This window comes from Bradyrhizobium sp. LeoB3, assembly GCF_055456055.1.
On record NZ_JBVBEF010000021.1, the window covers coordinates 1 to 25,509 of the forward strand.

Consider the following 25,509-nt stretch of genomic DNA (forward strand, 5'->3'; position numbering starts at 1 on the left):
TGGTCCTACCCCCGTGCTTTTTGTTGCACGGGACCCACGGGTGCAACCAGCACCCGGCTTTCCCTGCGCCCTCTGATCTCGAGGAGGGTGGAACAAGACGCAAAGCTCGGGCGTAACGCGCCGCGAGAATGCGGACTCACATCCGCCGTTTGAATCCAACGTAGGATGGGTAGAGCGAAGCGAAACCCATCATTGGTGCCGCTTGCTCCATCGCGACAGGTTTCGGTTCGCTCTACCCATCCTACGCGGCCGCTGTTTGAAATTTGAATCAGATCTATCCCCGTCGTCCCGGGACACATGACCACAGGCCTTGTTGTGTGCTCCGCTACAACTGCTTGCTCTTGCCACAACACCTCCCTGTGGTTATGGGCCCCGCGTTTCGCGGGGACGACACTGAGAACGATGCGAGCCACTTCGGCTTCGCAACGACTGCATTCCATCGCCTGTTGCATATTTACGACGGTCGAGACAATTCGAGTCCGTCTAAGCAGTGCTGACAAAAAGTTGAGCAGCGAAGTTTCGACTGTGTACGATGACGCGTGGTGATCGTGCAGCATCGCAAGGCGCTGCGCTCAAACGTCGCAGAAAGCCAATAGAAATAGGCAAAAGCGGAAAATGCGCGCCACGCGCGGAGGTTGCTTGCGGGTTTTCGCCTCGCCGCTGGCCACTCCTTAAAACACTGACGTTGCAGTCGTTACGTGCCGAAACTTGCAGCACGCAGTGGAAAAACTTGAGGCTTCTCACTTCGGGGGAACGGCGCAAGGGTCGTTGCGAAGGGCCTCGAACTTTCGCACGTCAACTTTGGGGGTACATACAAATATGTTCAGTCTTCGCCGAACTCTGGTAGCCGCGGCACTGTCACTGGCCACCCTTGCGCCCGCCGGCTTCGCCAGTGCGGCCGACTTGGCAGTCAAAGCGCCGAAGCCCGCGCCTGAATTGCCGTTCTTTCTGCTGGTCGATAACCGCGTAACCTTCTCCTGGATGCCCAAGGGCACCGATCCCGGTGTATTCTCGATTCGGCCGGACGGTTCGATCAATGGCACGACCGCCAAGCAGGTCTATTCGTTCACCCATTTCGACATCTGGACCTACGGCACCAACTTCTTCACGATCTCGATGTTCAAGTCGGGTCAAAACGATCCGGCCTCGCCGTGCTCCAATGCCGGCGTGCTGATCACTGGCGCGCCCGGCAATTGCGCCGGCGCCACCGAAATCTACGGTCTGTTCCGCTCGACCTTCGGCTTCAACCAGATCTTCAACACCAAGGCCTTCAACGTCGGACCGCTCACCAACGTCTCCTTCGAAGTCGGTATGGACGCCAACAGCGAGAACAACTTCCTCGCCCCGGCCAAGCGACAGGTCGTCGCCGGTCTGCAGTTCGAATTCGCGCTGCCTTATAAGGGCTATTTCAACGTGTCGCCGTTGGCGTCCTGGGAGTTTTCCAACCACAACGCCTTCAACCAGTGCGGATTGTTCGGTCCCGGCATTCCGTATCCGGCCCCCGGCGCCACCTGTCTTCCGGACGGCAACACCAGCTTCAATCCGACCTGGGCGGTCGAAACCAACTACTATATGGACCTCGGCTTCCTGCCGGAGAACATGCAGTTCTGGTCGATCAGCGGCCGCGCTGCCTGGTACGGCAAGAAGGGTGACCAGAACAATCCGCTGGTTGGCTTCGGCACCGGTCCGTTCAGCACCGGTACCGCCGTTGAGTTCAACAGCGAGCCGATCCGTCTGACCTTCGACGCCAGCAAGGCGGTCTGGGGACCGAAGTACACCCACTTCGTCGATCTCTGGGTTGCCTACCGCTACTGGCAGAACAAGTTCGGCCTCGACCACAACGCTGCTCCCGGCGTCTGCACCCTCACTAACGCAGCCGGCGTGACGGTCAGCACCAATAGCTGCACCGAATCGACTGTCTATGGCGGTATCACCGTGAAGTTCTAACCACCTACCCGTTCTCCAGGTGAACTGGGCGCCGCGATGAACCCGCGGCGCCATTTTTTTCTCAGGCGCGTGTTGACGGGACGCAGCCCAGGTCAGAGGCGACAGTTCTTCGCGCTATTTCTGCCAGAGGCCGGCGTGGAGCTCGGCAGCCTCATCCTCGATCAGCGGCCCCACGACCTCGGTCGGTCGCTGCCCGGTGCGGAACACTTCACGGCAGGGCAGGTCGAGCGTCGGGTTCTCCGGATGGTTGCCGGTGATCTCGCGCAGGCGATGTTCGCTTAACGCATAGACCAGGCGGCCGATGCCGGCCCAGTAGATCGCGCCGGAGCACATCGCGCAGGGCTCCGCGGACGAATAGAGCGTGGCGTGCTTGAGGACCTCAGGCGGCAAGCTCGTGCAGGCCTTGGTCGAGAGCAAGCGCTCTGCATGCGCGGTGCCGTCACGGGATGGCATATAGCCGTTCTCCATCTCCATCAGCACGGAGCGGTCGCGATCGACCAGCACCGAGCCGAACGGATGGTTGCCGTGGGTGACGGAGCGGCGGGCGACCTCGAAGGACCGTCGCAGGAAATGCAGGTCGGCCTCGTCCTGGGTGAGCGCGGAAATGTCCGTCATCAATGTCCTGCCATGTGCCGCCCGATCTCGGTGAGATCGGCTTCGCTGGCGCGGGCCTCGTGGACGAACTCACCGTGGAACATCACGACCAGACGGTCGGAAAGTTCGAGCAGTTCGTCAAGGTCTTCGCTGACGAGAAGCACAGCAGCACCGCGGTTGCGCGCAGCCATGATCTCGGCGTGGATCTGCGCCACCGCGGCGAAATCGAGCCCGAAGCAGGGATTGGCCGCGATCAGCACCTCGACCTCGCCGCCAAGCTCGCGCGCCAGCACCGCGCGCTGCACGTTGCCGCCCGAGAGCGCGGCGATCGGCGTGTCCGGCGTGCGGGTCTTGATCTTGTAGAGGCCGATCTTGCGTTCGGCGTTCCTGCGAAACGCCGCGCCGCTCAGCCACCAGCCGCCCTTGGCGAACGGCGCGCGGTCGAATTCGCGGAGGGCGATGTTGTCGGCCACGCTCATGCCACCGACACAGGCGTTCTTGAGCGGCTCTTCCGGCAAGAGCGACATCTTGTGCCGGCGCATCTCCTCGCGCGTCGCCGAATAGCGCTCGCCGCGGATGCGGATGTCACCGCTCTCGGCGTCGCGCTGGCCGGCGAGGACTTCGACGAGCTGGCGCTGGCCGTTGCCGGAGACGCCGGCGATGCCCACGATCTCGCCGCCACGGACCGTGAGCGAGACGTTGCGGACAGCGGCCGCGCCGGCATCGTCGAGCGCGGTGAGCCTGTCGAGCTCGAGCCGCGCCTCGCCGACTTCGCCGACGCGGGCTGGCTGCACGGTCAATTGCTCGGCGCCGATCATCGTGCGCGCCATGTCATCCGGCGTGAGTTCGGCGACGCGGCCCTGGCCGGCGAGCTTCCCGCGGCGCAGGATGGTCACCTCGTCGGCAAAGGCCATCACCTCGCGGAACTTGTGCGTGATCATCAGGATGGTCAATTCCCCGGCCACGACCATGGCGCGCAACATGCCCAAGACCTCGTCGGCCTCGCCCGGCGTCAGCACCGAGGTCGGTTCGTCCAGGATCAGGAAGCGCCGCTTCAGGTAAAGCTGCTTGAGGATCTCGCACTTCTGCCGCTCGCCGGCCGAGATGTCGGAGACCTTGGCGTTGAGCGGCACCTTGAATGGCATCCGTGCCAGGAACGCTTCGAGCTCCTTCTTCTCTCTGCTCCAGTCCACCACGGCCGGGACGTCGTCGCGCGCCAGCACCAGGTTCTCCGCGACCGTCATCGCCGGCACTAGCGTGAAATGCTGGTAGACCATGCCGAGCCCGAACGCGTGCGCGTCCTTCGGGTTGCCGATCTTCTGCTCACGCCCGCCGATCAGGATGTCGCCTTGGGTGGCGTGGTAATAGCCCATGATGCACTTCACCAGCGTGCTCTTTCCGGCACCGTTCTCGCCGAGCAGCGCATGGAAAGAGCCGGGACGCACCTTCAGCTCGACATTGTCGAGCGCCAGGAAATCGCCGAACCGCATCGTCATGGCGACGGCGTCGACGCCGAAAGCGCCACTTGGCGGGGGTGCCTCGCCGATGATCACGAGATCGCTCCGATCAGGTCGGCGGATTTCGCCACCGCGCCGAACACGCCGCCCTGCATCTTGATCATCTTCAGTGCATGGTCGTGATTGCCCTTGTCGGTCGCGCCGCAGCAATCCTCGATCAGCACGCATTCGAAGCCGCGGTCGTTGGCCTCGCGCATCGTGGTGTGGACGCACACGTCGGTGGTGATGCCGGTCAGCACGATGTTCTCGATGCCGCGCAGGCGCAGCATCAGCTCCAGGTCGGTCGCGCAGAACGAGCCCTTGCCGGGCTTGTCGATGATCGGCTCACTGGGCAGGGGGCTGAGATCGGGGATGATCTCCCAGCCGGGCTCGCCGCGCACCAGGATGCGGCCGCAGGGACCGGGATCGCCGATGCCGGCGCCGATCTGGCGCGAGCGCCAGCGCTTGTTGGCGGGAAGGTCGGCGAGATCGGGGCGGTGGCCCTCGCGGGTGTGGATGATGTGATAGCCCTGGCTCCGCATCACCGCGAGCAGGCGCTTGATCGGTTCGATCGGCGCCCGCGTCAGCGACAGGTCGTAGCCCATCTTGTCGACATAGCCGCCGACGCCGCAGAAGTCGGTCTGCATGTCGATGATGATGAGCGCGGTGTTTTCCGGGCGCAGATCGCCATTGTAAGGCCAGGCATAGGGCTCGGACTTAATATAGCGCTCGGGCATTCGCGACCTCGTGCGTGTTATCGGGTGATGGAAAGCTCGGCCGGCGCACCGGTCAGCGTGCGCTTCGGCGAGCAGGTGATGATCATGATCGCGAGCGTCAGGATGTACGGCGCGGCATTGAACAGGTGATAGCCCGAGGTGACGCCGACCGATTGCAGCGCCGGTCCCAGCGCCGCGGCGCCGCCGAAGGCGAGGGAGGCCCACAGGCAGAGCAGGGGATCCCAGCGCGCGAAGATCACGAGCGCGACCGCGGTGATGCCCTGGCCCGAGGAAAGGCCCTCGTTCCAGCTACCGGGGTAGAACAGCGACAGGAACGATCCGCCGATCCCGGCGAGGAAGCCGCCGACCATGGTGGCGCGCAGCCGGATCAGCAGCACGGAATGGCCCATCGCCCGCGCCGCATCCGAGCTTTCGCCGGCGGTGCGGATCAGGAGGCCCCAGCGCGTGGTCTTGAACGCCCAATAGAGGATGGGGGCGATCGCAACCCCGATCAGGAACAGCACGTTGATGCGCAGCGCGGCGCGCACCTGCGGAATGTCGCTCCACCAGCCGAAATCGATCGCGGGCAGCCGCGGCGCGGTCGGCTCGATTAGCGGCTTGCCGAGGAAGAAGGCGAGCCCGATGCCGAACAGCATCAGCGCGATGCCGACCGCCACGTCGTTCACGCGCGGCAATGAGCAGATGCCGGCATGGAGTGCGCCGAGCAGCGCGCCGGTGAAGCCGGCGGCGAGCACGCCCAGCCAGGGCGAGCCGGTGAGATAGGAGATGCCATAGGCGCTCATCGCGCCCATCACCAGTGTGCCCTCGAGCCCGAGATTGATGCGGCCGCTGCGTTCGGTGATGCATTCCCCTAGGCTGACGAACAGGAACGGCGTCGAGACGCGGATGGCGCCGCCGAGCACGGCGAGCGGGACGGTCCACAGTCCGATCGAACTGTCAGCCATGTCAGGACTTTCCTTTCAGGAAGCCGATGCGTCCGTACAGCGCGTCGCTCGCCAGCACGAACACGAAGATGATGCCCTGCAGCACCAGCACGGACGCGTCGGGCAATCCGAGCCGCCGCTGCAACAGACCGCCACTGGCGCTGATGCCGCCGAGCAGGATCGCGACCGGAATGACTGCGAGCGGATTCTGCCGCGCGAGGAAGGCGACCAGGATCCCGGTGAAGCCGTAACCCGCGGCGAGATTGGCGTTGGTGCGGCCCTGGACGGCCGCGACCTCGATCATGCCAGCAAGGCCCGCGCAGGCGCCGGCGAGAAAGCAGATCGTCATGATCAATTTGCCGACGCCGAGGCCGACGATCTTCGCCGCGCGGATATTGCCGCCGGCGACGCGGGCGGCGAAGCCGAAGGTGGTGTGATAGATCAGGATGTAGGCAGCGATCGCGCTGACCAGGCCGAACACCAGGCCCCAATGCACGTCGGTGCCGGGGATGGTACCGATCATGTTGGCGGCGCCGATCTCGCGCGTCGACGGCTTGTTGAGACTGGCGGGATCGCGCATCACGCCTTCGACGAGATGGTTGAGGATCGCGAGCGCGATATAAACCAGCAAGAGGCTCGAGATCGTCTCGTTCACGCCGCGATATTGTCGGAGCGCGCCTGACAGCGTGATCCACAATCCGCCGCCGATCACGCCGGCAACGACCATCGCGATCTGCACCACCAGCGGCGGCGCCCATTGCATCGCGAGCGCGGTGCTGGTCGCCGTGAGTGCGCCGATCAGCAGCGCGCCTTCGCCGCCAATGATCACCATGCCGAGCTGCGCGGGCAGCGCCGTGCAGAGTGCGGTGAGGATCAACGGCGCGGCGCGGGTCAGCGTATTCTGCCAGGAAAACCAGGTGCCGAACGCGCCCTGGTACATGTAGAAATAGAGATCGAGCGGGTTTTTGCCGTAGAGCGCGACGAACGCGCCGAAGGTCGCGAGCGCGCCGATCAGGGCGGCGCCCGGGATCAGGATGTACTCGATGGCGGCGCCGTAGCGCTGCAGGAAACCGGGATCGGCGGCCGGGGCGACCCCGACCGCCTCGACTGCCTCGGCCGAGTCAGCCGTGTCTGTCGTCACGAAGTCGCTCCGATCACGCCTTCGATCAGATAATCCATCTTCTCGAGCTCGGGATCCTTCTGGCCGCGGTCGACGCCGGATGCGATCACCGTCTTGCCTTTGTTGTCGAGGATCGGTCCCTTGAAGATGGTGTATTCGCCGGCGATGAGCTTTGCCTTCATCTCGTCGGCATGCTTGCGCGCTTCGGCCGAGACGGCTTCGCCATAGGGCGAGCATTTGACGATCTCTTCCTTCAGGCCGCCGCGATAGAAGTTCGGGATCGATTCGCCCGACGTGATCATCTTCAGGAATTTCGGATAGAGCGCTTCCCAGTTCCATTCGGCGCCGGTGAGATAGGCCTTTGGCGCGAGCGGGGACTGGTTGACGTGGTAGCCGCAGACGAATGCGCCGCGGCGCGCGGCGTTTTCGACCATGGTCTTGGGACCGTCGACATGGCAGGTCAGCACGTCGACGCCCTGGTCGATCAGGCTGTTGGTGGCTTCGGCTTCCTTGACCGGCATCGACCAGTCGCCGGTGAAGATTACCTGCGTCGTCGCCTTCGGATTGGCGAGCTTGGCGCCGAGCGTGAACGCGTTGATGTTGCGCAGCACCTGGGGGATCGGCTTGGCCGCGACGAAGCCGAGCTTGCCGCTCTTGGTCGAGTAGCCCGCAACGACGCCGGAGATGAACTGCGCCTCGTCGATATAGCCGAAATAGCTGCCGGCGTTCTTCGGATCCTTCTCGGTCCACAGGCCGCCGCAATGCTCGAAGCGGATCTTCGGATATTTGTTCGCTATCTTGATCATGTGCGGATTGAAATATCCGAACGAGGTCGGGAACAGCAGCGTGGAGCCGTCGAGATTGATCATGGACTCCATAGTCTTCTCGACCGCATCGGTCTCGGGCACCTTCTCTTCCTCGACCACCTTGATGCCGGGCAGTTTCTTGAGCGCCGCCGCGCCCTGCGCGTGCGCCTGGTTGTAGCCGTAGTCGTCGCGCGACCCGACATAGATGAAGCCGATGGTGGTCTCGGCCGCGTGCGCCGCGCGGGCACCGATCGTGCCGCCCAGCGCCAGCGCGGCGCCGCCTTGCAATAAATGTCGTCGTGAAATCCTGCTGAAATCCATTGCCTGCTCCCCTGGGGCGGTCCGGCCGCCTGTCGTTTCGCGTCCGCGCCAACGGCGGAGCTCAGGCGGGATGTCGCAAGCTTCGTGCCAGAGCCTATCTGGCGGGCATGAAATACCAATCTATTGAAATAACTTGGGTATTATTCGATGCTATATTCCGCTCAAACTTTGAGCGACGGTGCGTCAGCCTAATTATTGAGCGTTACCAGATAATTGTATGCAAGGCCGGTGAGCACCATTTGGGGCGTTGATCATGCGCCAAGGCGCTGGCATTGAACTTGTATCGATCCCGACGAGGCGGGGATCGAAGCGGCCTTTCACTGGAAAAGCATGAGCAAGACAGACGCGGCGGGAGCCGGGACCAGACCAACCTTGCTTGGCGAGGAGATCGTTGCCCGCATCGACCAGCTTGCGGCGATATCGGAAGCGCCTTCGCATCTGGCGCGCATCTATCTGACGCCCGAGCACCGCAAGGCGGCCGATCTCCTTTTGTCCTGGATGCGTGAGGCCGGGATGAGCGCGCATCTCGACGCGATCGGTAATGTCTGCGGCCGCTATGAGGGAGAAACGCCCGGCCTGCCGTGTCTGATGCTGGGCTCGCATTACGACACGGTGCGCGATGCCGGCAAATGGGACGGGCCGCTCGGCCTGATCACCGCGATCTCCTGTGTCGCCGACCTGAACCGGCGCGGCCGCCGATTGCCGTTCGCGATCGAGGTGACTGGCTTTGCCGACGAGGAAGGCGTCCGCTTCGCCTCGACGCTGCTCGGCAGCCGCGCGGTCGCCGGCACCTTCGACGAAAGCGTACTGAACGCGCGCGACCAGGCCGGCATTTCCATGCGCGAGGCGATGGTCGCGTTCGGGCTCGACCCCGATCACATCGGCGCCGCCGCGCGCGCCCGTCGCGAACTGCTCGGCTATGTCGAACTGCATATTGAGCAGGGGCCGGTGCTGGAGGAGAAGGGGCTGCCGGTCGGCGTGGTGACCGCGATCGCCGGCGCGACGCGGCTTGCGGCAAAGATCACGGGCATGGCCGGCCATGCCGGTACGGTGCCAATGGCGCTCCGGCGCGATGCGCTGGCGGGCGCCGCCGAATGCATCACGGCGATCGAGGAATTCTGCAGGACCGATGATGGCGGCCTCGTCGGCACCGTCGGCTATATCGATGCGTTGCCGGGGGCCACCAACGTGATCCCGGGAAAGGTCTCCTTCACGATCGATATCCGCGCCCCCACCGACATGCATCGCAAACGCGCGGTCGCCGATATCGTTCGTCAAATCGAGGCTATCGCGAAACGCCGCGGACTCGCGCTGCAGCTCGATGTCACCCACGAGAACCGTACCGTGCCCTGCGCGCCTTGGCTGAAAGCGCAGGTGGCGGAGGCGGTCGCCGGCGAGGGATATGCCGTGTTCGAGTTGCCGAGCGGGGCGGGGCATGACGGCATGGCGATGATCGATGTCGCCGACGTCGCGATGCTCTTCGTCCGCTGCCGCGGCGGCATCAGCCATCACCCCGACGAACATGTCGAGCTTGCCGATGCCGACGTCGGTGCGCGCGTGCTGCTGCGGCTGATCGAGAATTTTCGGCTTGGTCCTTGAGTCACCTCGCCCCGCTCTTGCGGGGAGAGGTCGGCGCGAAGCGCCGGGTGAGGGGAGTCTCCGCGCATTCATCGGCAGTCGAATACGCGGAGGGAGCCCCTCACCCCAACCCTCTCCCCGCAAAAGCGGGGCGAGGGAGTCACTCCGCCGCTTTCGCCGTCTTGCCGAACATCCGCGTCGGCGCTGGGAAGCCGCAGGAGGTGCCGTCGGTGATCTTCACCTGGTCTTCCCACGGCAGGCGGAAGTTACCTGAGACCATGTCCTGCATGAAGGTGTAGGGACAATCCATCGCGCCGCCCTTCACCGCGACATAGCCGCGATGCCAGAGCTGATAGATGTTGTTCTCGACGCCCCAGTTGATCCGCGCCTCGCGTACCAAGTCAGGGCGCACCTCGGCGGTGATGATCTCGTCGGCGCGGCCCGTGGTGCCGTGGGCGATGATGGTGCCGTCAAAATTGACGATCATGCCTTCGCCCATGGAATCGAACGAGCCATCGGAGCCGCACATGCAGACATTGGCTGTTACCATCAGGTTCTGGAACGCGTTCGCCTGATTTGTAAAACGCCAGCTCTCGCGGATCGGCGCGGTGTAACCGGCGGTGCGGATCATGATCTCCGCGCCCTTGTAGGCGCATTCGCGCGCCATCTCGGGGAACATGCCGTCATGGCAGATGATGAGAGCGATCTTGGCGCCCTTCGGTCCCTCAATCACGGGAATGCCGATGTCGCCGGGCTCCCACGGCTCGACCGGAATCCAGGGATGGAATTTGCGATAGTAGAGCTTGATATCGCCGTGATCGTCGATGATCAGGCCTGAATTGTACGGGTTGCCGTCGGGGTTGTACTCCATGATGGAGAAGCAGCCCCAGATTTTGTTGTCGATGCAGGCCCGCTTGAAAGCGGCAACCTCCGGGCCGTCGAGCCGGCACATGATTTCGGGATTGGTGTCCATCGACAGGCCGTGCAGCGAGTATTCCGGAAACACGACGAGATCCATCGTGGACAGATTGCGCCGCGCCTTGCCGACCATCCAGACGATCTTCTCGGTCTGCTTCGCCAGATCGGCTTTGGTCGCCACGACCGGCAATTGCAGTTGAACAAGCCCGATCACGACGCCGTTGGGCGATTTATTGAGGCCGCCAAGTCCGTTCATATCGAACTCCCTGTTCAGTGCTGGTCGTTTCTGGGATTAAGCGAAGCAAATCCGATTTCTGTTTGCATCGAAAGACTATTTTTCAGGCGCCGCCATCGCCCCGAATTCGTCGAGCGTCGGCGTCAGCATCTCGAAGCGATCGCGGATGGTGGCGCAGGTGTTGCCGCCAAGACGTGCGATCGCGTCGAGTCTGGCCGGATCGATGTGCAGGCGCTCGGCATCGATCACCTCGCGCTGATAATGTGCAAAGACAATCTCGCCGAGAATGATCTGGCGAGATTTTCCCAGTTCCAGCGTGACATGGCGGCGGCATTCGAAGGCAGCGGGCGCTTCCTTGATCCAGGGCGAAGCCACCGCAGTGCCCGGCATCGCTGTCAGCCCTGCGGCTCTGAGTTCATCGCGGCCGGCCGCAAACCGCACTGCGCAGACATGCATCGCTTCCGCAATCGCGTGCGAGACGATGTTGACGGTGAAGACTTCGGTCAGGCGGATGTTGAGCGCGGTGTCCTTGAACGACATATCGGGATGGTTTTCCACCCCGAGCGCTAGGATCGGCGGGTCCGCGGAGAGGCAGTTGAAGAAACTGAACGGCGCGGCATTGATGCGCCCCGTTGGATCGACGGTCGTCACCAGCGCGATCGGCCGCGGCACCACGGTGCCGATCATCAGTTTGTAGCGCTCGCGTGCCGATAGCTTGCGGAAGTCGAAGGTGACCTCGTCCGGAGCGGGGATCGCATCCATCGCTCAGGCCTCGATCGCCGGCGCCCCGGCATGCGCCTGCAAGAAGCGCTCCTCCCACCAGGAGAACAGGATGTCGCGCAGCGCCGCCGCGTCATCGTCGCCGTAGATGTCGGTGAGTTTGACCGCGTTGAACATCGCGATTTCCTCCGCGGTCAGTGTGATCGGAAGTTCGGTGAGCACGATCGGCGTGTTCGGAAACTCCGGCTTGTAGTCGGGATCCCGCCGCAAGGCGCGGTCGCTCTTGATGATCGGGTTCCTGAAATCCTTGGGCGTTCGCTGGCTCGCGAGCACGGGCGTCTTCGGCACGCTGGCGAGATCGGCTTCGGTCGCCTCGAACACCGTGAGCTTCAGCGGCTTCAGCGCAAAGTTGCTGGTCTTCATCACGTCGGCGCCGCAGACATTGGGGACTGCCAGCACGTCCATCAGTGCCAGCAAGTCGACATAGTCGCCGGGCTTGGTGGTCTGACGGGTCATGTAGGCGTGGCCGTCGGCGTCGACGCCGGTGCACATGAACAGGTTGAAGGAATCGTGCACGTCGTCGGGCGTTAGCCCGTATTCGCGCTGTGCTTCCGCCTGGATGTCGTGGCAATTGGTGTGCACGGAAAAGCCGTAGGCCGCTTCATAGACATAGGCGCTGCAGCGCGGGAACAGCACGTCGTTGCGGCCGACGGTATCTTGGAGAATGTAGAGCATCGCACGTTCGCGCGGCGGCGCCGACCACATGAAGGTGCCCTTGCTCGGATGGAAGCCGTGCACGGTGCGGGTGCGGCCGCAATGCATGAATTCCTTGTAGTCATGCAGGTTGAAGCAGTTGAAGTCGGCGCACTGGCCGCCTTCGGCCTGCTCGATGCGCAGGATCTGCCCCTTCAACAATTCGATCGCCTTGCCGGTGCCCGGCTCGAGTAGCCATTCCGATATGATCTTGCGCGTGGTCATCGCGAGCTTCTCGCGGTCTCGGCCTTTCGGTTGGCGGCGTATTCGCGCAGCGCGAGACGGACCAGCGCCGCGCGATCAGGCGCCACACCCTGCGCGATGGTGCGGTCCATCAGTTCAAGCTGTTGCTGGTTCAATCGTAACTTAACGACTGTTTCCTTCATGGCATTCCCTCCGCAGCGATCCGAGATAGTAAAATCCTGTATACAGAATTACACCCAACCGGATATCGAGCTGCAGTTATCCTGCGTTTTACCGCGCATTCGAAGCGCAAACTTTGAGCGTCGTGCTGCCGTTTATTCGAGCGCATCGACCAATATTGCCGCATCCTGTGTACGAAATGCCGAACTATCGTATGCGCAATCGCGGACGCATTCTCGTCCGACGGCGCATGCGGATTTCGGATGAGCAAGAAATCGACCCGCGTTGATGTTGCCTGCCAGGCGCTGCGCCAGGCGATCATCGAGCAGGCGTTGCCGCCGGGCACGAAGCTGCCGGAGGACGAGCTCGGTGCTCAGTTTCGTATGAGCCGCACGCTGGTGCGCGCAGCCTTGGCGCAGCTTCAATCGGAAGGTCTGGTCGATGCGCCGCCGCGGCGCACCGCCACCACGGCCAAGCCGACGCTGGAGGAGGCGAGGGAGGTCTTCGAGGTCCGCCGCACGCTCGAACGCGAAGTGGTGCGGCTGGTGATCGCGCGCTGGCGGCCGGAATTCGGCGCCGAGCTCGAAGGGCATGTCCGCAAGGAAGAAGCTGCGCGCAAGGCTGGCGAAGCGAGAGTCTCCATCCGCCTCGCCGGCGAATTCCATGTCAAGCTTGGCGAGCTCGCGGGCAACAGTCTGTTCCGCCGCTATCTCGGCGAAGTGGTGTCGCGCTGCTCGTTGATCCTGGCGCTTTACGGCCGGCCGCATTCCGCCGACTGCGCCGTCAACGAACACCGCGAGATCGTGGCCGCGCTGCGCAGCCGCAATGCCGAAGCGGCGATCGAGCTGATGGATCATCACCTCGGCGCGGTCGAGCACCGGGCGCTACTCGATCAGGATCGCGATGCGCAATTCGATCTCGGCGCGGTGCTGTCCCGCTACACGGAGACGGCGGAAACCGGCAGCGGATCAAAGATCGCGCGGCTGCCGCGGCGAAAGACACGGGCCGCGAAATGACCGGGGACAGGATTTCATCACCAGCGTCACCCAAGCCGCGCCAATGGTTCGGCGATCAAGGAGAGTATCAATGACCACGCCTCCGCTTTCCCGCCGAACCTTTCTCGCTGGCGCAGCCGCAAGTCCTTTCGTTCTTTCCGCGCTCGGCCGGCCGGCGCACGCCGCCGATCTCACGGTCGGCATCATCTATGTCGGCTCGCGCCAGGACTATGGCTGGAATCAAGCCCACGCGGTTGCCGCCAAGGCGCTCAGGGATGTGCCCGGCGTGAAGGTCGTCGAAGAAGAGAACGTGCCGGAGACGGTGGCGGTTGCGAAGACCATGGAGTCGATGATCAACATCGACGGTGCGACGCTGCTGTTTCCGACGTCCTTCGGCTATTTCAATCCGTTCATGATCGATGCGGCGAAGAAATATCCGAAGGTCGAATTTCGCCATCCGACCTCGCTCTGGCAGGTCGACAAGCATCCCGCCAACGCTGGCGGCTATTTCTGCTATCTCGACCAGGGTCAATATGTGAACGGCATCGCTGCAGGCCTCTCCACCAAGGCGAACAAAATCGGCTATATCGCCGCAAAGCCGATCCCCCTGGTGCTCCGCAACGTCAACTCGTTTATGCTCGGCGCGCGCAAGGTTAATCCCGATGTCACCGTGCAGCTCATCATCACCGGCGACTGGGCGCTGCCGGTACGCGAGGCGGAAGCCGCCAACGCGCTGGTCGATGCCGGCTGCGATATCATCGCCTGCCACATCGACAGCCCGAAGGTGGTGATCGAGACCGCTGAGAAGCGCGGCGTGAAGAGCTGCGGCCACAACGCCAACCAGGCGGATCTCGCGCCCAAGGGCTTTATCACCGGCGCTGAGTTGAAGTGGGAGACGGTCTACAAGAGCTTTGCCGGCATGATCGCCAAGGGCGAGAAGTTGCCGAACATGGTGATCGGCGGCTACGACAAGGACATGGTGGTGAGCTCGCCGTTCGGCGCCGGCTGCAGCGAAGCCGGCCGCAATGCCGCCACCGCCGCAATCGCCGAGCTGAAGGCCGGCAAGCCGATCTTCGTCGCCGGCGTGAAGAGCAATACCGGCAAGGTCATCACCTCCAAGGACACCGGGCTCTATGATCCCTCATTGGAGACGACCGACTATCTGGTCGAGGGTGTCGTCGGCACGGTCTGAGGCCCCCAAAGGTTCGGCCGCGCCGGCCGGGTAGCTTTGGCGGCCATTTCCGCACGATTTGGAGATGCGGGGATAAAAATTCTTTCCCGTGGAGGCATCGGGGAACGTACTTCCAAGTCGCTACCGCAAAAGACATTTCGCTACCATTGCTTCCTGGCCGCAATTGACGACATTTGAGGTCGGTTTCAATGGAAGCGGCCATGAGCAATCCCGGATTTGATGCGTTTGGCGAGCCGATGGCGGCGGAGAGCGTTCGTGCCCCCGGGCGTGCGTCCTCGTGGCTGCTGCGTGCCGGCACCAGCGCATTCTGGCTGCTCGTTGCTGGCATCGTGATCGCCCGCGCCGCCTATTTTGAGGCCGGCGTCTTCAATTTCGACCGCGCCGTTGCCTGGGCGCAGGGCCTGTTCGCAGCCCTCTGACGTTCGATCCGACACTCTCTTTCTTCATCTAGTTCCAGCCGAAATCGCGCGGCCGCCTGCGATAGGCACGGCCAACCGGAAGCGTCCGTCCTGGACTATCTCTTGTCACGGAATATAACTTCTCGTGACTGGGGAAATCGGAGAATATATTAGCCAAAACATTACGGTAGGCGCATAAATTATTCCCCGATAGGGAGTGCCACCGTGGCGGACAATACCAACAACATCAAGAGAACAGCGGGGCGCCCCAGTACCGTCGCCCGCACATTTGGCCTTCTTCCTGGCATCGCGCTGTGCGGCGTGATTACGCTCGTCGCGGTTGGCGTCCAGCACCTGGAGGAACGGGCTTTCGACCATCCCTATGTCGAAGCCCTGGTGATTGCGATCCTCCTGGGAATGGCGATCCGCACCGCCTGGAATCCGTCCGAGCGATGGCGCTCCGGGATCGCCTTCAGCGCCAAGCAACTGCTCGAAGTCGCCGTCGTGCTGCTGGGGGCTTCGATCAGCTTCGCCGCGATCGCGGCGTCCGGCCTGGCGCTGATCGGCGCGATCGCAGCGACAGTGGCGATCATGCTGGCGCTCAGCTTTGGGGTCAGCCGGATGCTGGGCCTGCCGACCAAGCTGTCGATCCTGATTGCCTGCGGCAATTCGATCTGCGGAAATTCGGCGATCGCGGCGGTTGCCCCCGTGATCGATGCCCACAGCGACGACATCGCCTCGTCGATCTCGTTTACGGCTATCCTCGGCGTTCTGATGGTGCTGGGATTGCCCTTGCTGATCCCGCTCCTGGGATTGTCGGCGACGCAATACGGCATCCTGGCCGGACTTACGGTCTATGCCGTTCCCCAGGTGCTTGCGGCGACCGTGCCTGCCGGCATCGTCAGCACACAGATAGGCACGCTGGTGAAATTGGTGCGCGTGCTGATGCTGGGACCCATCGTGATCGGCCTCTCTTTATTCGTTGCCAGCCGCCGCCAGCACGAGAAGGCGGCATCGATCAGTCCGTTCAAGCTGGTGCCCTGGTTCATCATCGGCTTTCTGGTCCTTGCTGCGCTCCGATCGTTCGAACTCGTTCCGGATGCCGTGGTTCCCTTGGTGACAAAGGCGGCGGTCCTGCTCACCGTCCTGTCGATGGCGGCCCTTGGCCTCGGCGTTGATATTCGCGTCATCGCCACCGTGGGAGGACGCGTGACGGCTGCGGTTACGCTATCGCTGTTGGTGCTGCTCGCCATCAGCATCGGGCTCGTCCATCTCTTCAGATGAGAGCATGCGCCCGGCGACGTTTGCGCAAATCGAATGCAAAGAGAAAATCGCTCAGCGAATAAGCAGATGCGCGTCGAAAAAGCTTCGCACAGCGAATAAGCAGCGCTTCATCAAACGATCAGTGGATTGAAATCGCAGCGGATTTCGTTCCGGCCGCGCGCGATTTCGAATTGTACACAATGGCACGGCGCTTGCTTAACCCCGCTCAAGAGTTCTCTCGTTCGGGGCACGCACGTCATGGCGAACTCAAGCGATTCAGTGGGGAAGATCGTCGCGGAGCCGGAGCCGATCGCGCTCGACTGGACCAAGACGGCGCTCGTCATCATCGACATGCAGCGCGATTTCATGGAGCCCGGTGGCTTCGGCGAAACGCTCGGCAATGACGTCAGCCGGCTTGCGCGCGCCGTGCAGCCGATCGGCTCGGTGCTGTCGGCGGCGCGCGACGCCGGCATGCTGGTGATCCACACCCGCGAAGGACATTTGCCCGACCTTTCCGACGCGCCGCCCGCCAAGGTCGAACGCGGCGCGCCATCCTTGCGCATCGGCGATCCCGGTCCGATGGGCCGCATCCTCATCCGCGGCGAGGCCGGCCACGACATCATTCCCGAGCTTTATCCGCTCGACAGCGAGATCGTCATCGACAAGCCCGGCAAGGGCGCGTTCTACGCCACCGAGATGGGCGATGTGCTGCAGAAATACGGTATCGAGAATCTGCTGGTGTGCGGCGTCACCACTGAAGTGTGCGTCAACACCACCGTGCGCGAGGCCAATGACCGCGGCTATCGCTGCGTCGTCATCTCCGACGGCTGCGCATCCTACTTTCCCGAATTTCACGAGATGGGCCTGAAGATGATCAAGGCCCAGGGCGGCATCTTCGGCTGGGTCGCGAGCTCAGCCGCAGTATTGGAGGCGTTGGAGACTTCGAAAACATTGGCTTAGGAACATTATCATGAGCACCAGCATGACGGGAACGGCCGGCGGGTCCGAGTTCAAGCCGGCACTGTGGACATCGGGCGACTGGAACGCGTTTTTCGGCTTCGGCACCAACATCCTCGTCAACATGCTGGTCCTCACCGGCCTGTTGCGCTTCGTCCTGAAGATGCCGGACTCTCTTGTCTTCGGCCGCATCCTGCCGGCGCTCGGCCTGATGATGTGCCTCTCCACTTTCTATTACGCTTTCCTCGCCTACCGGCTGGCGCAGAGGACCGGCCGCAGCGACGTCTGCGCCTTGCCGTCGGGCATCAGCGTCCCGCATATGTTCATCGTCACCTTTGTGATCATGCTGCCGATTACGCTCAAGACCGGCGATCCCATCAAGGGCTGGTCCGCCGGCCTGGTGTGGGTGTTCTTCCAGAGCTTCATCCTGATGATCGGCGGCTTCATCGCGCCGTACATCCGCAAGATCACGCCGCGCGCGGCGCTGCTCGGCACGCTCGCCGGCGTGTCCATCACTTTCATCGCGATGCGACCAGCGCTCGAAATGTACATGACGCCGCAGATCGGGCTGATCTGCTTCGCCATCATCCTGGTGAGTTGGTTCGGCGGCGTGAAATATCCGCGCGGCATACCCGCAGGCCTTGTCGCGATTGCGGTGGGCATGATCATCGCATGGGGCTCGAACCTGTTCGGGTTCGGGCTCGGCGGCCTGAGCCTGAAGGGCGTCGGCGATGCCTTTGCGAATTTCGGTTTCTCGGTGCCGGTCCCGGCCGTAGGCTACGTGTTTTCCGGTTTCGAGTTCTTGGGCATCATCCTCGTCACGGCGATTCCGTTCGGCATCTACGATCTCGTTGAGGCCATGGATAACGTCGAGAGCGCGGAAGCCGCCGGCGACGAATATCCGACCACGCGCGTGCTGACCGCCGACGGCATCGTCAGCCTGATCGGCTGCCTGATGGGCAATCCCTTCATCAACGCTGTTTATATCGGCCATCCCGGCTGGAAGGCGATGGGCGGACGGATCGGCTATTCGGCCGCGACCGGAATCATGGTGGTGTTGCTGTCGTGGTTCGGCATTATCTCGGTGTTGCTGGCGCTGGTGCCGGTGGTCGCGATCTCGCCGATCCTGCTCTATATCGGCATGCTGATCGGCGCGCAGGCGTTCCAGACCACGCCGGCGAGGCACGCGCCTGCGATCGTGCTGGCGTTCACGCCGCATCTTGCCGCCTGGGCCAAACTGCAGATCGACACCATGCTGGCCTCGACGATGACGGCAGCGCAGAGCGTCGGCGGGCTTGCGGCCGACAAGGTGGGTGAGGTCAAGACGGCTGCGATCGCCGCACTGCCGCAACAGGGCGTGATCTATCATGGGCTCGAGGTGATGGGCGGCGGCTCGATCCTTGCCGGCCTCGTGCTCGGCGCCATCGCGGTGTTCATCATCGAACGCGATTTCCTGAAGGCCGCTGCCTTCGCGCTGGCCGGCGCCGTCATGACCTATTTCGGTTTCATGCATGGCGAAGCGGTCGGCATCGGAGGCGGCCTCGGCGTTACGCCCGGCGTGACGCTCGCTTATCTCGTGATGGCGGGTGGGCTGTTCGCGCTCAGCAAATCTGTCGGCAGCGTGGCCTACAGCTCGCATCCGGAGATGCCGATCGCGGCACCTGCGGAGTGAACTCTCAGCCGTCATTGCGAGGAGCGCAAGCGACGAAGCAATCCATGTGTCCGCAAGTGGCGCTATGGATTGCTTCGCGGAGCCTGTCATCGGGCGGCGCTACGCGCCGACCCGGTGGCTCGCAATGACGTGGAGAGAGGCTACCCGCCCTTGACCGCACCTGCGGTGAGCCCGGCGACGATCTGGCGCTGGGCGAACACCGTGAGCAGCAGCACCGGGAAGGTCACGAGCAGCGCCGCGGCGGCGAGCGGCCCCCAGCTCAACTGGTCGAACGAGATCATGTTGTAGACGGCAACCGGTAACGTGCGCGTCTCGCGTCCCGCCAGCACGATGCCGAACACGAAATTATTCCAGGAGAAGATCACCGCGAGGATGAAGGCGACCGCAAGTCCCGGGCGCGCGATCGGCAGCGCGACGTGACGGAACACCTGCCAGCGCGTGGCGCCATCGATCCGTGCGGCTTCCTCGAGTTCCAGCGGCGTTGTCTCGAAATAGCCGATCATGATCCAGATCACGATCGGCACGGTGACCACGAGATGGATGATGATCTGCGGCACCAGCGTGCCGAGCAGTCCCAGCCATTGGAACAGCAGAAACAGCGGGATCAGGTACGACAGCCCCGGCGTGATGCGCGCGATCAGGATCACGATCGCGGATTTATGCGCCGCCATCCGCGCGATGCCGTAGCCGGCGGGCACGCCGACCAGCATCGCCAGCAGCGTCGCGCCGCCGGTCACGATCAGGCTGTTGAAGAAATAGGTCAGGAAGCGGTTGGAGGCGAGCACGTCGGTATAGTTCTTCCAGGCGAACTGCTCGGGGATGAACACCGGCGGATAGGCGGCGTTGTCGATCTCGTACTTCAGCGACAGCGAGATCATCCAGAGGAAGAACAGGATCGCCGGCGACACGATGACGAACACCGAGAACCAGAGGCCGATCCGGCCCATGAGTTGGCGCGGGCTCATGCGCCACCTCCGATCTCGGTCCACAGCATCCGCTTGCGCAAGTAGAGCAGCACCGCCGCGAGCAGCACGATCAAGAGGAAGAACACGACCGCGATCGCCGATCCGTAGCCCAAATCGTAATACACGAAGGCGACGCTGTAGAGATAGAGATTGATGGTCTCCGAGGCAGAGCCGGGGCCGCCTTGCGTGATCGCGAAGATGATGTCGAAACTCTTCACCGCGTCGATCATGCGGATCATGCCGGCGATGAACAAGAACGGCATGATCAGCGGCAGCGTGATGTAGCGGAACATCTGCCAGAAGCCGGCGCCGTCGATCTCCGCGCTCTCATAGGGCTCGGTCGGGATCGCGGCGAGGCCGCCGAGCACGATCAGCATCACCAGCGGCGTCCATTGCCAGGTCTCGACCAGCACCAGCGATGGAATGACGGTCGCAGGGTTGAACACCCAGAGCTGGGGCGGTAGGCCGACCAGCGACAACAGATAGTTCAGCACGCCGAGTTGCGGATGGAACATCATTGTCCAGACCAGCGCGATCGCCACAGGCGTCGCCATCATCGGCATGATGAAGACGCCGCGCAGGAAGCCGCGCCCGGCAAAGCGCTGGTGGAACACGACGGCTGCAAGCGTGCCGAAGATCAGCGGCAATATCACTGACAGCGCGGTGTAGACGATAGTGTGTCCGACCGCCTCGACGAAGCGCGGATCGTTCGGCAAGCGCAGATAGTTGGTGAACCCGACGAAAGTGGTCGGCGAGCCGACCTTCCATTCGTTGAAGCTCATCCAGATCGTGAACAGCCAGGGAAACACGATCACGGCCAGCACGACGATGAGCGCCGGCAGCACGAAAGGCCAGTAGGTGGGGCGATGCCATTGCTGCTCCGGCGCGGCGGAGGTGTCCGCCGCGGCCGGAGTCGTCTCGGTTATCGTGCTCACGCTTTTTCGCTGCGTTCCAGGATGGGCCGGAATTGCTCGTGCGCCTTTTTCAACTCCGTTGCAGGATCGGCGCCCGAGAGCGTCGCGGTGAGCGCCGCGCCGACGATGTCGCGGAATTCAGCGACGGGGATGATGACGGGCAGTCCGAGCTTGCTGATCTTGGCGGAGTCGACGACCGACTTCAGCCATTCCTGGGTCTTCACGCCTTTGGCGACATCAGGATCGTTCACAATCGAATTGCGGAACGGCACGCCGCCGCCGGCCTGCAACAGTCGCGCGGCTTGCGTCCTGGAGATGACCCATTGGCACAAGAGGTAGGCGGCTTCCTTGTTCTTGCTCGCCGCGGCGATGCCGATGCCGTCGCCATAGGTCGAGGAAAACGCGCCCTTAGGCCCGGCGGGCACGAGGGTGTAGCCGACCTTGCCGACGACGCGCGAGGCGGTCGGGTCTTCCAGCGGCGGCGCCCAGCCGTCGGCATCGATCCACATCGCGGATCGGCCTTGCGTGAACGAGGCCATCGACTCCATCCAGTTGAAGCCGGCGACGCCGGGAGGCGCCGATTTGGTCAATAGCCGCTGGTAAAGCTTGGTCGCTTCGATCGCCTCGGGGCCGTCGGTCAGGATGTTGCCCTTGCTGTCGAGGAATTCGCCGCCATAGTTGAGGTAGAAGTTGGTCCACATCGCCATGTTGGCGTTGCGCAGGCCGCGTCCGACAAAGCCAAAAGTGCCTTCCTTGGGGTCGGTGAGCTTCTCGGCGGCCACCACCATCTCGTCGAGCGTCTTCGGCACTTCGACGCCTTTCTTCTGGAACAACTCCTTGTTGTAATAGAGGATGAAATAGTCGACCGACCATGGCAGCGACAGCATCTGGCCCTTGTCGTTCTTGGCGTATTGCTGTCCGGCGGCGGAGAAGTCGCTTTCGACGAGGTCGGGCGGCGTGAAATTCGGGTCCTTCAAGTAGCCGGAGAGATCGGCGAGCCAGCCGGCCTTCTCGAACTGCCGCTTCTGCACATGATAGCTCAGATGCACAACGTCGAAGCTCGGCTTGCCCGAGGCGAGCTCGATGACGCATTTCTGGCGCTGCTGCTGCTCGGGGATCTGCTCGGACTCGACCTGGATGCCGGTGAGCGCGGTGAATTCCTTGATGTATTTTTGCAGATTGTCGCCGCGCGGCCCCTTGGCGAGGATCACCTCGAGCTTGGTGCCGTTATATTTCTTCCAGTCGATGTCGGCGCGCGCCGGAAATCCGGTGAGGCTGAGCGCGCCGGCCGCAGCCGTGCCGGCCAAAAGCTGCCGGCGCGAGATCTGGTGATCCGTCATATTTCTCTCCCTGCTCGTTTTTTGTTTGGGAGAGATACTAGCGTCTGCGCGGGCTCTGCCTAGCCCTAATGTGCGCGACAATACACTACAATTGTCGCGCGAGTGGTTGGTCGATTATGCCTTGACGAAAGCAAGCAACGTGCCGTTGCCCGCCGCGGGCGGTACGCAGATCGCGCCCGCACTGTGTACGCCGATCGGGCCCAGTGCCTTCTCCGCTGCACTAACATCGGCCGCGATCACCAGGCCGGCGCCGCCGCGTTCGGGCAGCGCGGCCAGCGAGACGCCGGGATAGCGTTTGCCGAGTTGGTCCTTTGTCGCGAACACGAAGTCCGCGCGGTCCGAGCCCAAGGGAACAGTGACGGCGCCATCGGCTTCGTTCCTTGTTGCGACATCGATCATCTCGGACAGATGCGCAGCGTCCTTGGCCGGCTCGGGTGTTACGATCAGCACCTGCCTCAGGCGTTTCGCGCCGTTGGCATGCGTCATCAATTCGGGGATCCACACCGTCTCGCGGGTCTTGTGCTGACAGGCGAAGATGCGCACGCCGCCCGGCGCCTCTGCGGTCGGCCATTGGAAGGTGCGGAATTTGGCAGCCGACAGCGTGCCATCGGGCATCGTCACCGGCCGCTCGAAATCGGTCGGGCCGATCGGCGCGTAGCCACGCGCGCGAATCTCCTCGGCGCCCGCAGCCGAATCGACCGCGGTGAATGCAATGCGCTCGATGCCTTCGCCGCGCTGCTCCAGGAATGCCCGCGCCGGCGCATTGTGCTCGGTCGGGGTGAGCACGCCGAGCAGCTCGATATAGTCGGGGTCGAGCATGATGGTGTAGTTGCCGGATCCCATATGCGCGCTATGGGTGCCGCGCGGCGAAACGGTGAAGCCGAGATGCTTCCAGTTGTCGGCAGCCCGGTCGAGATCCTTCACCATGATCACGGCGTGATCGATTCCGATGACGTTCTTGAGTGACACTCTGTTGTTTCCCCGGCATGGATAGATGGCGTACTACACTAAACAGATCGATCCGGCGCCCGCAAGCCGACGTTCCCATTGGTCGCCGAGCAACGATCGTGAAGAGATTGATGATGGAAAGAACAGATGTCCGCTGGCCCGATTCCCTATGGGCGGCAGTGACGCCCGCGGGGCCTGATCTGCCCGAATTGACCGGCGCCCGGCAGGCCGACGTGGTTGTGATCGGTGGCGGTTTCGCGGGGCTGTCGACCGCGCTGCATTTGCGCGAGGCCGGCGTGGACGTGGCTGTCGTCGAGGCGATGGAGCCGGGCTGGGGCGCCTCGGGGCGCAACAACGGCCAGGTGATCCCGACCTTGTCGCGGCCCGATCCGGAGGACATCGTCGCCAAGCATCGCGCAGCTGGCGAGCGCTTTGTCGGCTTGCTGCGCGACAGCGCCTCGACGCTGTTCGACGTCGCCAGGCGATACGATATCCAGGCCGAGCAGGAGCAGGCCGGCTGGGTGCAGCCGGTGCATTCGCCCGGCCGCATCAAGATCGCCGAGCGGCGGGTGCGGCAATGGTCGAAATTCGGCGCGCCGGTCGAATTGCTGTCACGCGATCAGGTCCGCGACATGCTGGGCTCGGATGCGTGGTACGGCGGCTTCTGGAACAGAAGCGGCGGCCACATCAATCCGCTGGCGTTGGCGCGAGGGCTCACACGCGTTGTGGTCGATCTCGGCGGCCGCGTCTATGTCCGCTCGCCGGTGGAGAGTTTCGAGCGGCGGAATGACCGCTGGGTTGTGAAAACGGCCAAGGGCGAGATCTCGGGCCGAGCCCTGGTGGTCGCCACTAACGCCTATAGCGGAGAGATCGTGAAATCGCTGGTGCCGGAGATCGCGACCGAGGTGATGCCGGTGCTGTCCTGGCAGATGGCGACGCAGCCATTGTCGGACAACGTTCGCAAGTCCATCATCCCTGGACGGCAGGCGATGTCGGACACTCATGGAGAGCTCTATTTCGCGCGTTACGACGCGCGCAACAGGCTCGTCACCGGCGGCGCCGTGATCGGCCCGGGCGACAAGGCCGCGCGATTGAAGGCGAGGGTGGCCGAGCGGTTGCAGCGCCTGTGGCCACAGATCGGCGAAGTCTCCTTCGACCATGTCTGGAACGGCTATGTCGGCATGACCACCGATTTCCTGCCGCGCTTTCACCAGCTCGGCCCCGACGCCTATGGCTGGACCGGTTGCAACGGCCGCGCGGTGGCGCTGACGATTGCGATTGGCGCCGAGTTTGCAAAGGCGGTGCAAGGCGTAGCGATGAAAGACTTGGCGCTGCCGTTCACCGACGCGCGGCCGATTGCTGCGCATGGACTGCTGCGAAAGCTCGCGCCCTTGATGCTATTGGTCTACCGCCGCCGCGACGCGCGGGAGATCTAGAGCAGGGGAACGCTGTGCCGAGCGCGATATCCGTCAGGAGAGCATTCCTGACCTAACTCGGATATCATGTACGCCCCGGCTTGATGAGCAGCTGGCCGCCCGAGTTCCAGGCCGCAGAAATCGAGTTTGGAGCCGGCGCCTATAGAGCATCCCAAAAGCTCAAGAAATGCCGGAACGGTTGTAAACTCACCGCGTTTGGTTGCGAAGGATTCGCCCCGCTGTTCAGCGATCCAGTCGCACGGGAATCCCGACTGCAATATCCAACTACAATCAATAACGAGGAGGCAACAGATGGCAAATCCACGTCCAGAGGATAAATCTACTCAAGCCGCCGAGGATGCAGTTCGGCGCGTCAGCGAGAGAACTGCTGAACAGACCAGACGGATTGGAGAAACCGCGGCTGAGGCCAGTCAAGAGATGGCTCGGGCTAGCACCGATCTGCTGCGCCAAAATGCCGAGGCGGTACAGAGCGCCCTGCGGTTCGGCCTGGATATGACGACAGCGGTCATGGGCCGCTCCACCGATCAATTTGGTGGTGCACTTGGACTATCGGAGGAAGCACAACGTGCAACCGAAAGGTCGGCTCACAGCGCCGCCAGCGTCCTTCAGTCCACCACCGCGATTGCCAAGGGGATGAGCGGGATGTCGCAAGAGTATCTGGCGTTCGTCCGGCACCAAATGGAGTGCAGTATGAACCGCATGAACGAATTGTGGCGCTGCCGTACTCCTCAGGATGTTCTCGCCGTCCAAAGTGATTTTGTGCGAGAAACCGTGGAGAACGCTGTGGGATGCGGCCAACGAATGGCCGACATGTCGCTCAAGGCGGCTGACGATAGCGCGAAGCGCATGGCTCAGACTATCGAACGGCGCGCCGCCTAGTCGGGCTTTCCGCCGCCTTGGCAGTCACGGACAAGAGCG

24 protein-coding genes are annotated in these 25,509 nt (G+C 63.1%); 10 read left to right on the forward strand and 14 right to left on the reverse strand.

Translation table 11 applies throughout. The features are described from left to right. Positions 1 to 819: 819 nt before the first annotated feature. A complete protein-coding gene (locus tag ACZXDY_RS16570) occupies positions 820 to 1,947 on the forward strand; it encodes a hypothetical protein (RefSeq protein ID WP_028164381.1) in 1,128 nt (375 codons plus the stop codon). A 114-nt stretch (positions 1,948 to 2,061) separates the two neighbouring features. Here ACZXDY_RS16570 and ACZXDY_RS16575 read toward each other — a convergent pair whose 3' ends face one another. The 6 genes from ACZXDY_RS16575 to ACZXDY_RS16600 are packed head-to-tail and all read right to left on the reverse strand — an operon-like array spanning position 2,062 to position 7,944. Further along, positions 2,062 to 2,562, reverse strand: a complete 501-nt coding sequence (locus ACZXDY_RS16575) for a nucleoside deaminase (RefSeq protein ID WP_464346221.1) — start codon at positions 2,560 to 2,562, stop codon at positions 2,062 to 2,064. Beyond that, a complete protein-coding gene (locus ACZXDY_RS16580) occupies positions 2,562 to 4,094 on the reverse strand; it encodes an ABC transporter ATP-binding protein (protein WP_464346222.1) in 1,533 nt (510 codons plus the stop codon). The genes ACZXDY_RS16575 and ACZXDY_RS16580 overlap by 1 nt, the downstream gene beginning before the upstream one ends. Next, positions 4,091 to 4,774, reverse strand: coding sequence for a biuret amidohydrolase (biuH, locus tag ACZXDY_RS16585; protein ID WP_028164378.1), 684 nt, complete (start codon positions 4,772 to 4,774; stop codon positions 4,091 to 4,093). Before biuH ends, ACZXDY_RS16580 begins: the two co-directional genes overlap by 4 nt. A 17-nt stretch (positions 4,775 to 4,791) precedes the next feature. Further along, positions 4,792 to 5,718, reverse strand: a complete 927-nt coding sequence (locus ACZXDY_RS16590; protein ID WP_464346223.1) for an ABC transporter permease — start codon at positions 5,716 to 5,718, stop codon at positions 4,792 to 4,794. A 1-nt stretch (position 5,719) separates the two neighbouring features. Further along, on the reverse strand, positions 5,720 to 6,838 hold the full coding sequence (locus tag ACZXDY_RS16595) for an ABC transporter permease (RefSeq protein ID WP_464346224.1): 1,119 nt from the start codon (positions 6,836 to 6,838) through the stop codon (positions 5,720 to 5,722). Then, positions 6,835 to 7,944, reverse strand: a complete 1,110-nt coding sequence (locus tag ACZXDY_RS16600) for a BMP family ABC transporter substrate-binding protein (RefSeq protein ID WP_464346225.1) — start codon at positions 7,942 to 7,944, stop codon at positions 6,835 to 6,837. The genes ACZXDY_RS16595 and ACZXDY_RS16600 overlap by 4 nt, the downstream gene beginning before the upstream one ends. A 330-nt stretch (positions 7,945 to 8,274) precedes the next feature. Here ACZXDY_RS16600 and ACZXDY_RS16605 point away from each other — a divergent pair, with 330 nt between their 5' ends. Beyond that, positions 8,275 to 9,543 (forward strand): allantoate amidohydrolase, encoded by a 1,269-nt coding sequence (locus ACZXDY_RS16605; protein ID WP_464346226.1) that lies wholly within the window; start codon positions 8,275 to 8,277, stop codon positions 9,541 to 9,543. Positions 9,544 to 9,682: 139 nt separating this feature from the next. Here ACZXDY_RS16605 and ACZXDY_RS16610 read toward each other — a convergent pair whose 3' ends face one another. The 4 genes from ACZXDY_RS16610 to ACZXDY_RS16625 all read right to left on the reverse strand — a co-directional run bounded on the left by ACZXDY_RS16610 (position 9,683) and on the right by ACZXDY_RS16625 (position 12,534). Next, positions 9,683 to 10,696, reverse strand: coding sequence for a formamidase (locus ACZXDY_RS16610; protein ID WP_464346227.1), 1,014 nt, complete (start codon positions 10,694 to 10,696; stop codon positions 9,683 to 9,685). Positions 10,697 to 10,771: 75 nt separating this feature from the next. Then, on the reverse strand, positions 10,772 to 11,437 hold the full coding sequence (locus ACZXDY_RS16615) for a flavin reductase family protein (protein WP_464346228.1): 666 nt from the start codon (positions 11,435 to 11,437) through the stop codon (positions 10,772 to 10,774). Positions 11,438 to 11,440: 3 nt separating this feature from the next. Next, positions 11,441 to 12,373, reverse strand: a complete 933-nt coding sequence (locus tag ACZXDY_RS16620; RefSeq protein ID WP_464346229.1) for a DUF1989 domain-containing protein — start codon at positions 12,371 to 12,373, stop codon at positions 11,441 to 11,443. Continuing rightward, complete coding sequence (locus ACZXDY_RS16625) at positions 12,370 to 12,534, reverse strand: hypothetical protein (protein ID WP_155255219.1); 165 nt, start codon at positions 12,532 to 12,534, stop codon at positions 12,370 to 12,372. The genes ACZXDY_RS16620 and ACZXDY_RS16625 overlap by 4 nt, the downstream gene beginning before the upstream one ends. A 240-nt stretch (positions 12,535 to 12,774) precedes the next feature. On the opposite strand from ACZXDY_RS16625, the gene ACZXDY_RS16630 reads away from it, so the two are divergent. The 6 genes from ACZXDY_RS16630 (at position 12,775) to ACZXDY_RS16655 (ending at position 18,988) form a co-directional block, all read left to right on the forward strand. After that, on the forward strand, positions 12,775 to 13,527 hold the full coding sequence (locus tag ACZXDY_RS16630) for a GntR family transcriptional regulator (RefSeq protein ID WP_464346230.1): 753 nt from the start codon (positions 12,775 to 12,777) through the stop codon (positions 13,525 to 13,527). A 70-nt stretch (positions 13,528 to 13,597) separates the two neighbouring features. Then, a complete protein-coding gene (locus ACZXDY_RS16635; protein WP_464346231.1) occupies positions 13,598 to 14,698 on the forward strand; it encodes a BMP family ABC transporter substrate-binding protein in 1,101 nt (366 codons plus the stop codon). 200 nt (positions 14,699 to 14,898) lie between these two features. Beyond that, positions 14,899 to 15,117 carry a hypothetical protein gene (locus ACZXDY_RS16640; protein WP_464346232.1) on the forward strand — a complete coding sequence of 73 codons (219 nt, stop codon included), beginning with the start codon at positions 14,899 to 14,901 and terminating at the stop codon, positions 15,115 to 15,117. A gap of 225 nt (positions 15,118 to 15,342) precedes the next feature. After that, entirely contained in the window at positions 15,343 to 16,380 is a 1,038-nt protein-coding gene (locus ACZXDY_RS16645) for a YeiH family protein (RefSeq protein WP_464346283.1), read from the forward strand. A 237-nt stretch (positions 16,381 to 16,617) separates the two neighbouring features. Then, on the forward strand, positions 16,618 to 17,319 hold the full coding sequence (locus tag ACZXDY_RS16650) for a cysteine hydrolase family protein (protein WP_464346233.1): 702 nt from the start codon (positions 16,618 to 16,620) through the stop codon (positions 17,317 to 17,319). Between the two features lie 10 nt (positions 17,320 to 17,329). Continuing rightward, positions 17,330 to 18,988 carry a regulator gene (locus ACZXDY_RS16655; RefSeq protein WP_464346234.1) on the forward strand — a complete coding sequence of 553 codons (1,659 nt, stop codon included), beginning with the start codon at positions 17,330 to 17,332 and terminating at the stop codon, positions 18,986 to 18,988. Positions 18,989 to 19,128: 140 nt separating this feature from the next. On the opposite strand, the gene ACZXDY_RS16660 is transcribed toward ACZXDY_RS16655, so the two are convergent. From ACZXDY_RS16660 to ACZXDY_RS16675, 4 genes are all read right to left on the reverse strand, one after another. Next, positions 19,129 to 19,953 carry a carbohydrate ABC transporter permease gene (locus ACZXDY_RS16660; protein ID WP_464346235.1) on the reverse strand — a complete coding sequence of 275 codons (825 nt, stop codon included), beginning with the start codon at positions 19,951 to 19,953 and terminating at the stop codon, positions 19,129 to 19,131. Then, positions 19,950 to 20,888, reverse strand: a complete 939-nt coding sequence (locus ACZXDY_RS16665) for a carbohydrate ABC transporter permease (RefSeq protein ID WP_464346236.1) — start codon at positions 20,886 to 20,888, stop codon at positions 19,950 to 19,952. The genes ACZXDY_RS16660 and ACZXDY_RS16665 overlap by 4 nt, the downstream gene beginning before the upstream one ends. Continuing rightward, entirely contained in the window at positions 20,885 to 22,207 is a 1,323-nt protein-coding gene (locus ACZXDY_RS16670; RefSeq protein ID WP_464346237.1) for an ABC transporter substrate-binding protein, read from the reverse strand. The genes ACZXDY_RS16665 and ACZXDY_RS16670 overlap by 4 nt, the downstream gene beginning before the upstream one ends. Positions 22,208 to 22,321: 114 nt before the next feature. After that, a complete protein-coding gene (locus ACZXDY_RS16675) occupies positions 22,322 to 23,176 on the reverse strand; it encodes a VOC family protein (RefSeq protein ID WP_464346238.1) in 855 nt (284 codons plus the stop codon). A gap of 113 nt (positions 23,177 to 23,289) precedes the next feature. Between ACZXDY_RS16675 and ACZXDY_RS16680 the strand changes: the two genes are divergently transcribed. Continuing rightward, a complete protein-coding gene (locus tag ACZXDY_RS16680) occupies positions 23,290 to 24,591 on the forward strand; it encodes an NAD(P)/FAD-dependent oxidoreductase (RefSeq protein ID WP_464346239.1) in 1,302 nt (433 codons plus the stop codon). Positions 24,592 to 24,882: 291 nt separating this feature from the next. Beyond that, complete coding sequence (locus ACZXDY_RS16685) at positions 24,883 to 25,470, forward strand: phasin family protein (RefSeq protein WP_464346240.1); 588 nt, start codon at positions 24,883 to 24,885, stop codon at positions 25,468 to 25,470. Positions 25,471 to 25,509 lie beyond the last annotated feature (39 nt).

Bases quoted from the DNA above. Each gene is read 5' to 3' on its own strand.
- ACZXDY_RS16570 (WP_028164381.1), top strand. From the start codon at position 820: ATGTTCAGTCTTCGCCGAACTCTGGTAGCCGCGGCACTGTCACTGGCC.
- ACZXDY_RS16575 (WP_464346221.1), bottom strand. From the start codon at position 2,562: ATGACGGACATTTCCGCGCTCACCCAGGACGAGGCCGACCTGCATTTC.
- biuH (WP_028164378.1), bottom strand. From the start codon at position 4,774: ATGCCCGAGCGCTATATTAAGTCCGAGCCCTATGCCTGGCCTTACAAT.
- ACZXDY_RS16590 (WP_464346223.1), bottom strand. From the start codon at position 5,718: ATGGCTGACAGTTCGATCGGACTGTGGACCGTCCCGCTCGCCGTGCTC.
- ACZXDY_RS16600 (WP_464346225.1), bottom strand. From the start codon at position 7,944: ATGGATTTCAGCAGGATTTCACGACGACATTTATTGCAAGGCGGCGCC.
- ACZXDY_RS16605 (WP_464346226.1), top strand. From the start codon at position 8,275: ATGAGCAAGACAGACGCGGCGGGAGCCGGGACCAGACCAACCTTGCTT.
- ACZXDY_RS16610 (WP_464346227.1), bottom strand. From the start codon at position 10,696: ATGAACGGACTTGGCGGCCTCAATAAATCGCCCAACGGCGTCGTGATC.
- ACZXDY_RS16615 (WP_464346228.1), bottom strand. From the start codon at position 11,437: ATGGATGCGATCCCCGCTCCGGACGAGGTCACCTTCGACTTCCGCAAG.
- ACZXDY_RS16620 (WP_464346229.1), bottom strand. From the start codon at position 12,373: ATGACCACGCGCAAGATCATATCGGAATGGCTACTCGAGCCGGGCACC.
- ACZXDY_RS16625 (WP_155255219.1), bottom strand. From the start codon at position 12,534: ATGAAGGAAACAGTCGTTAAGTTACGATTGAACCAGCAACAGCTTGAA.
- ACZXDY_RS16630 (WP_464346230.1), top strand. From the start codon at position 12,775: ATGAGCAAGAAATCGACCCGCGTTGATGTTGCCTGCCAGGCGCTGCGC.
- ACZXDY_RS16635 (WP_464346231.1), top strand. From the start codon at position 13,598: ATGACCACGCCTCCGCTTTCCCGCCGAACCTTTCTCGCTGGCGCAGCC.
- ACZXDY_RS16640 (WP_464346232.1), top strand. From the start codon at position 14,899: ATGAGCAATCCCGGATTTGATGCGTTTGGCGAGCCGATGGCGGCGGAG.
- ACZXDY_RS16650 (WP_464346233.1), top strand. From the start codon at position 16,618: ATGGCGAACTCAAGCGATTCAGTGGGGAAGATCGTCGCGGAGCCGGAG.
- ACZXDY_RS16655 (WP_464346234.1), top strand. From the start codon at position 17,330: ATGAGCACCAGCATGACGGGAACGGCCGGCGGGTCCGAGTTCAAGCCG.
- ACZXDY_RS16660 (WP_464346235.1), bottom strand. From the start codon at position 19,953: ATGAGCCCGCGCCAACTCATGGGCCGGATCGGCCTCTGGTTCTCGGTG.
- ACZXDY_RS16670 (WP_464346237.1), bottom strand. From the start codon at position 22,207: ATGACGGATCACCAGATCTCGCGCCGGCAGCTTTTGGCCGGCACGGCT.
- ACZXDY_RS16680 (WP_464346239.1), top strand. From the start codon at position 23,290: ATGGAAAGAACAGATGTCCGCTGGCCCGATTCCCTATGGGCGGCAGTG.
- ACZXDY_RS16685 (WP_464346240.1), top strand. From the start codon at position 24,883: ATGGCAAATCCACGTCCAGAGGATAAATCTACTCAAGCCGCCGAGGAT.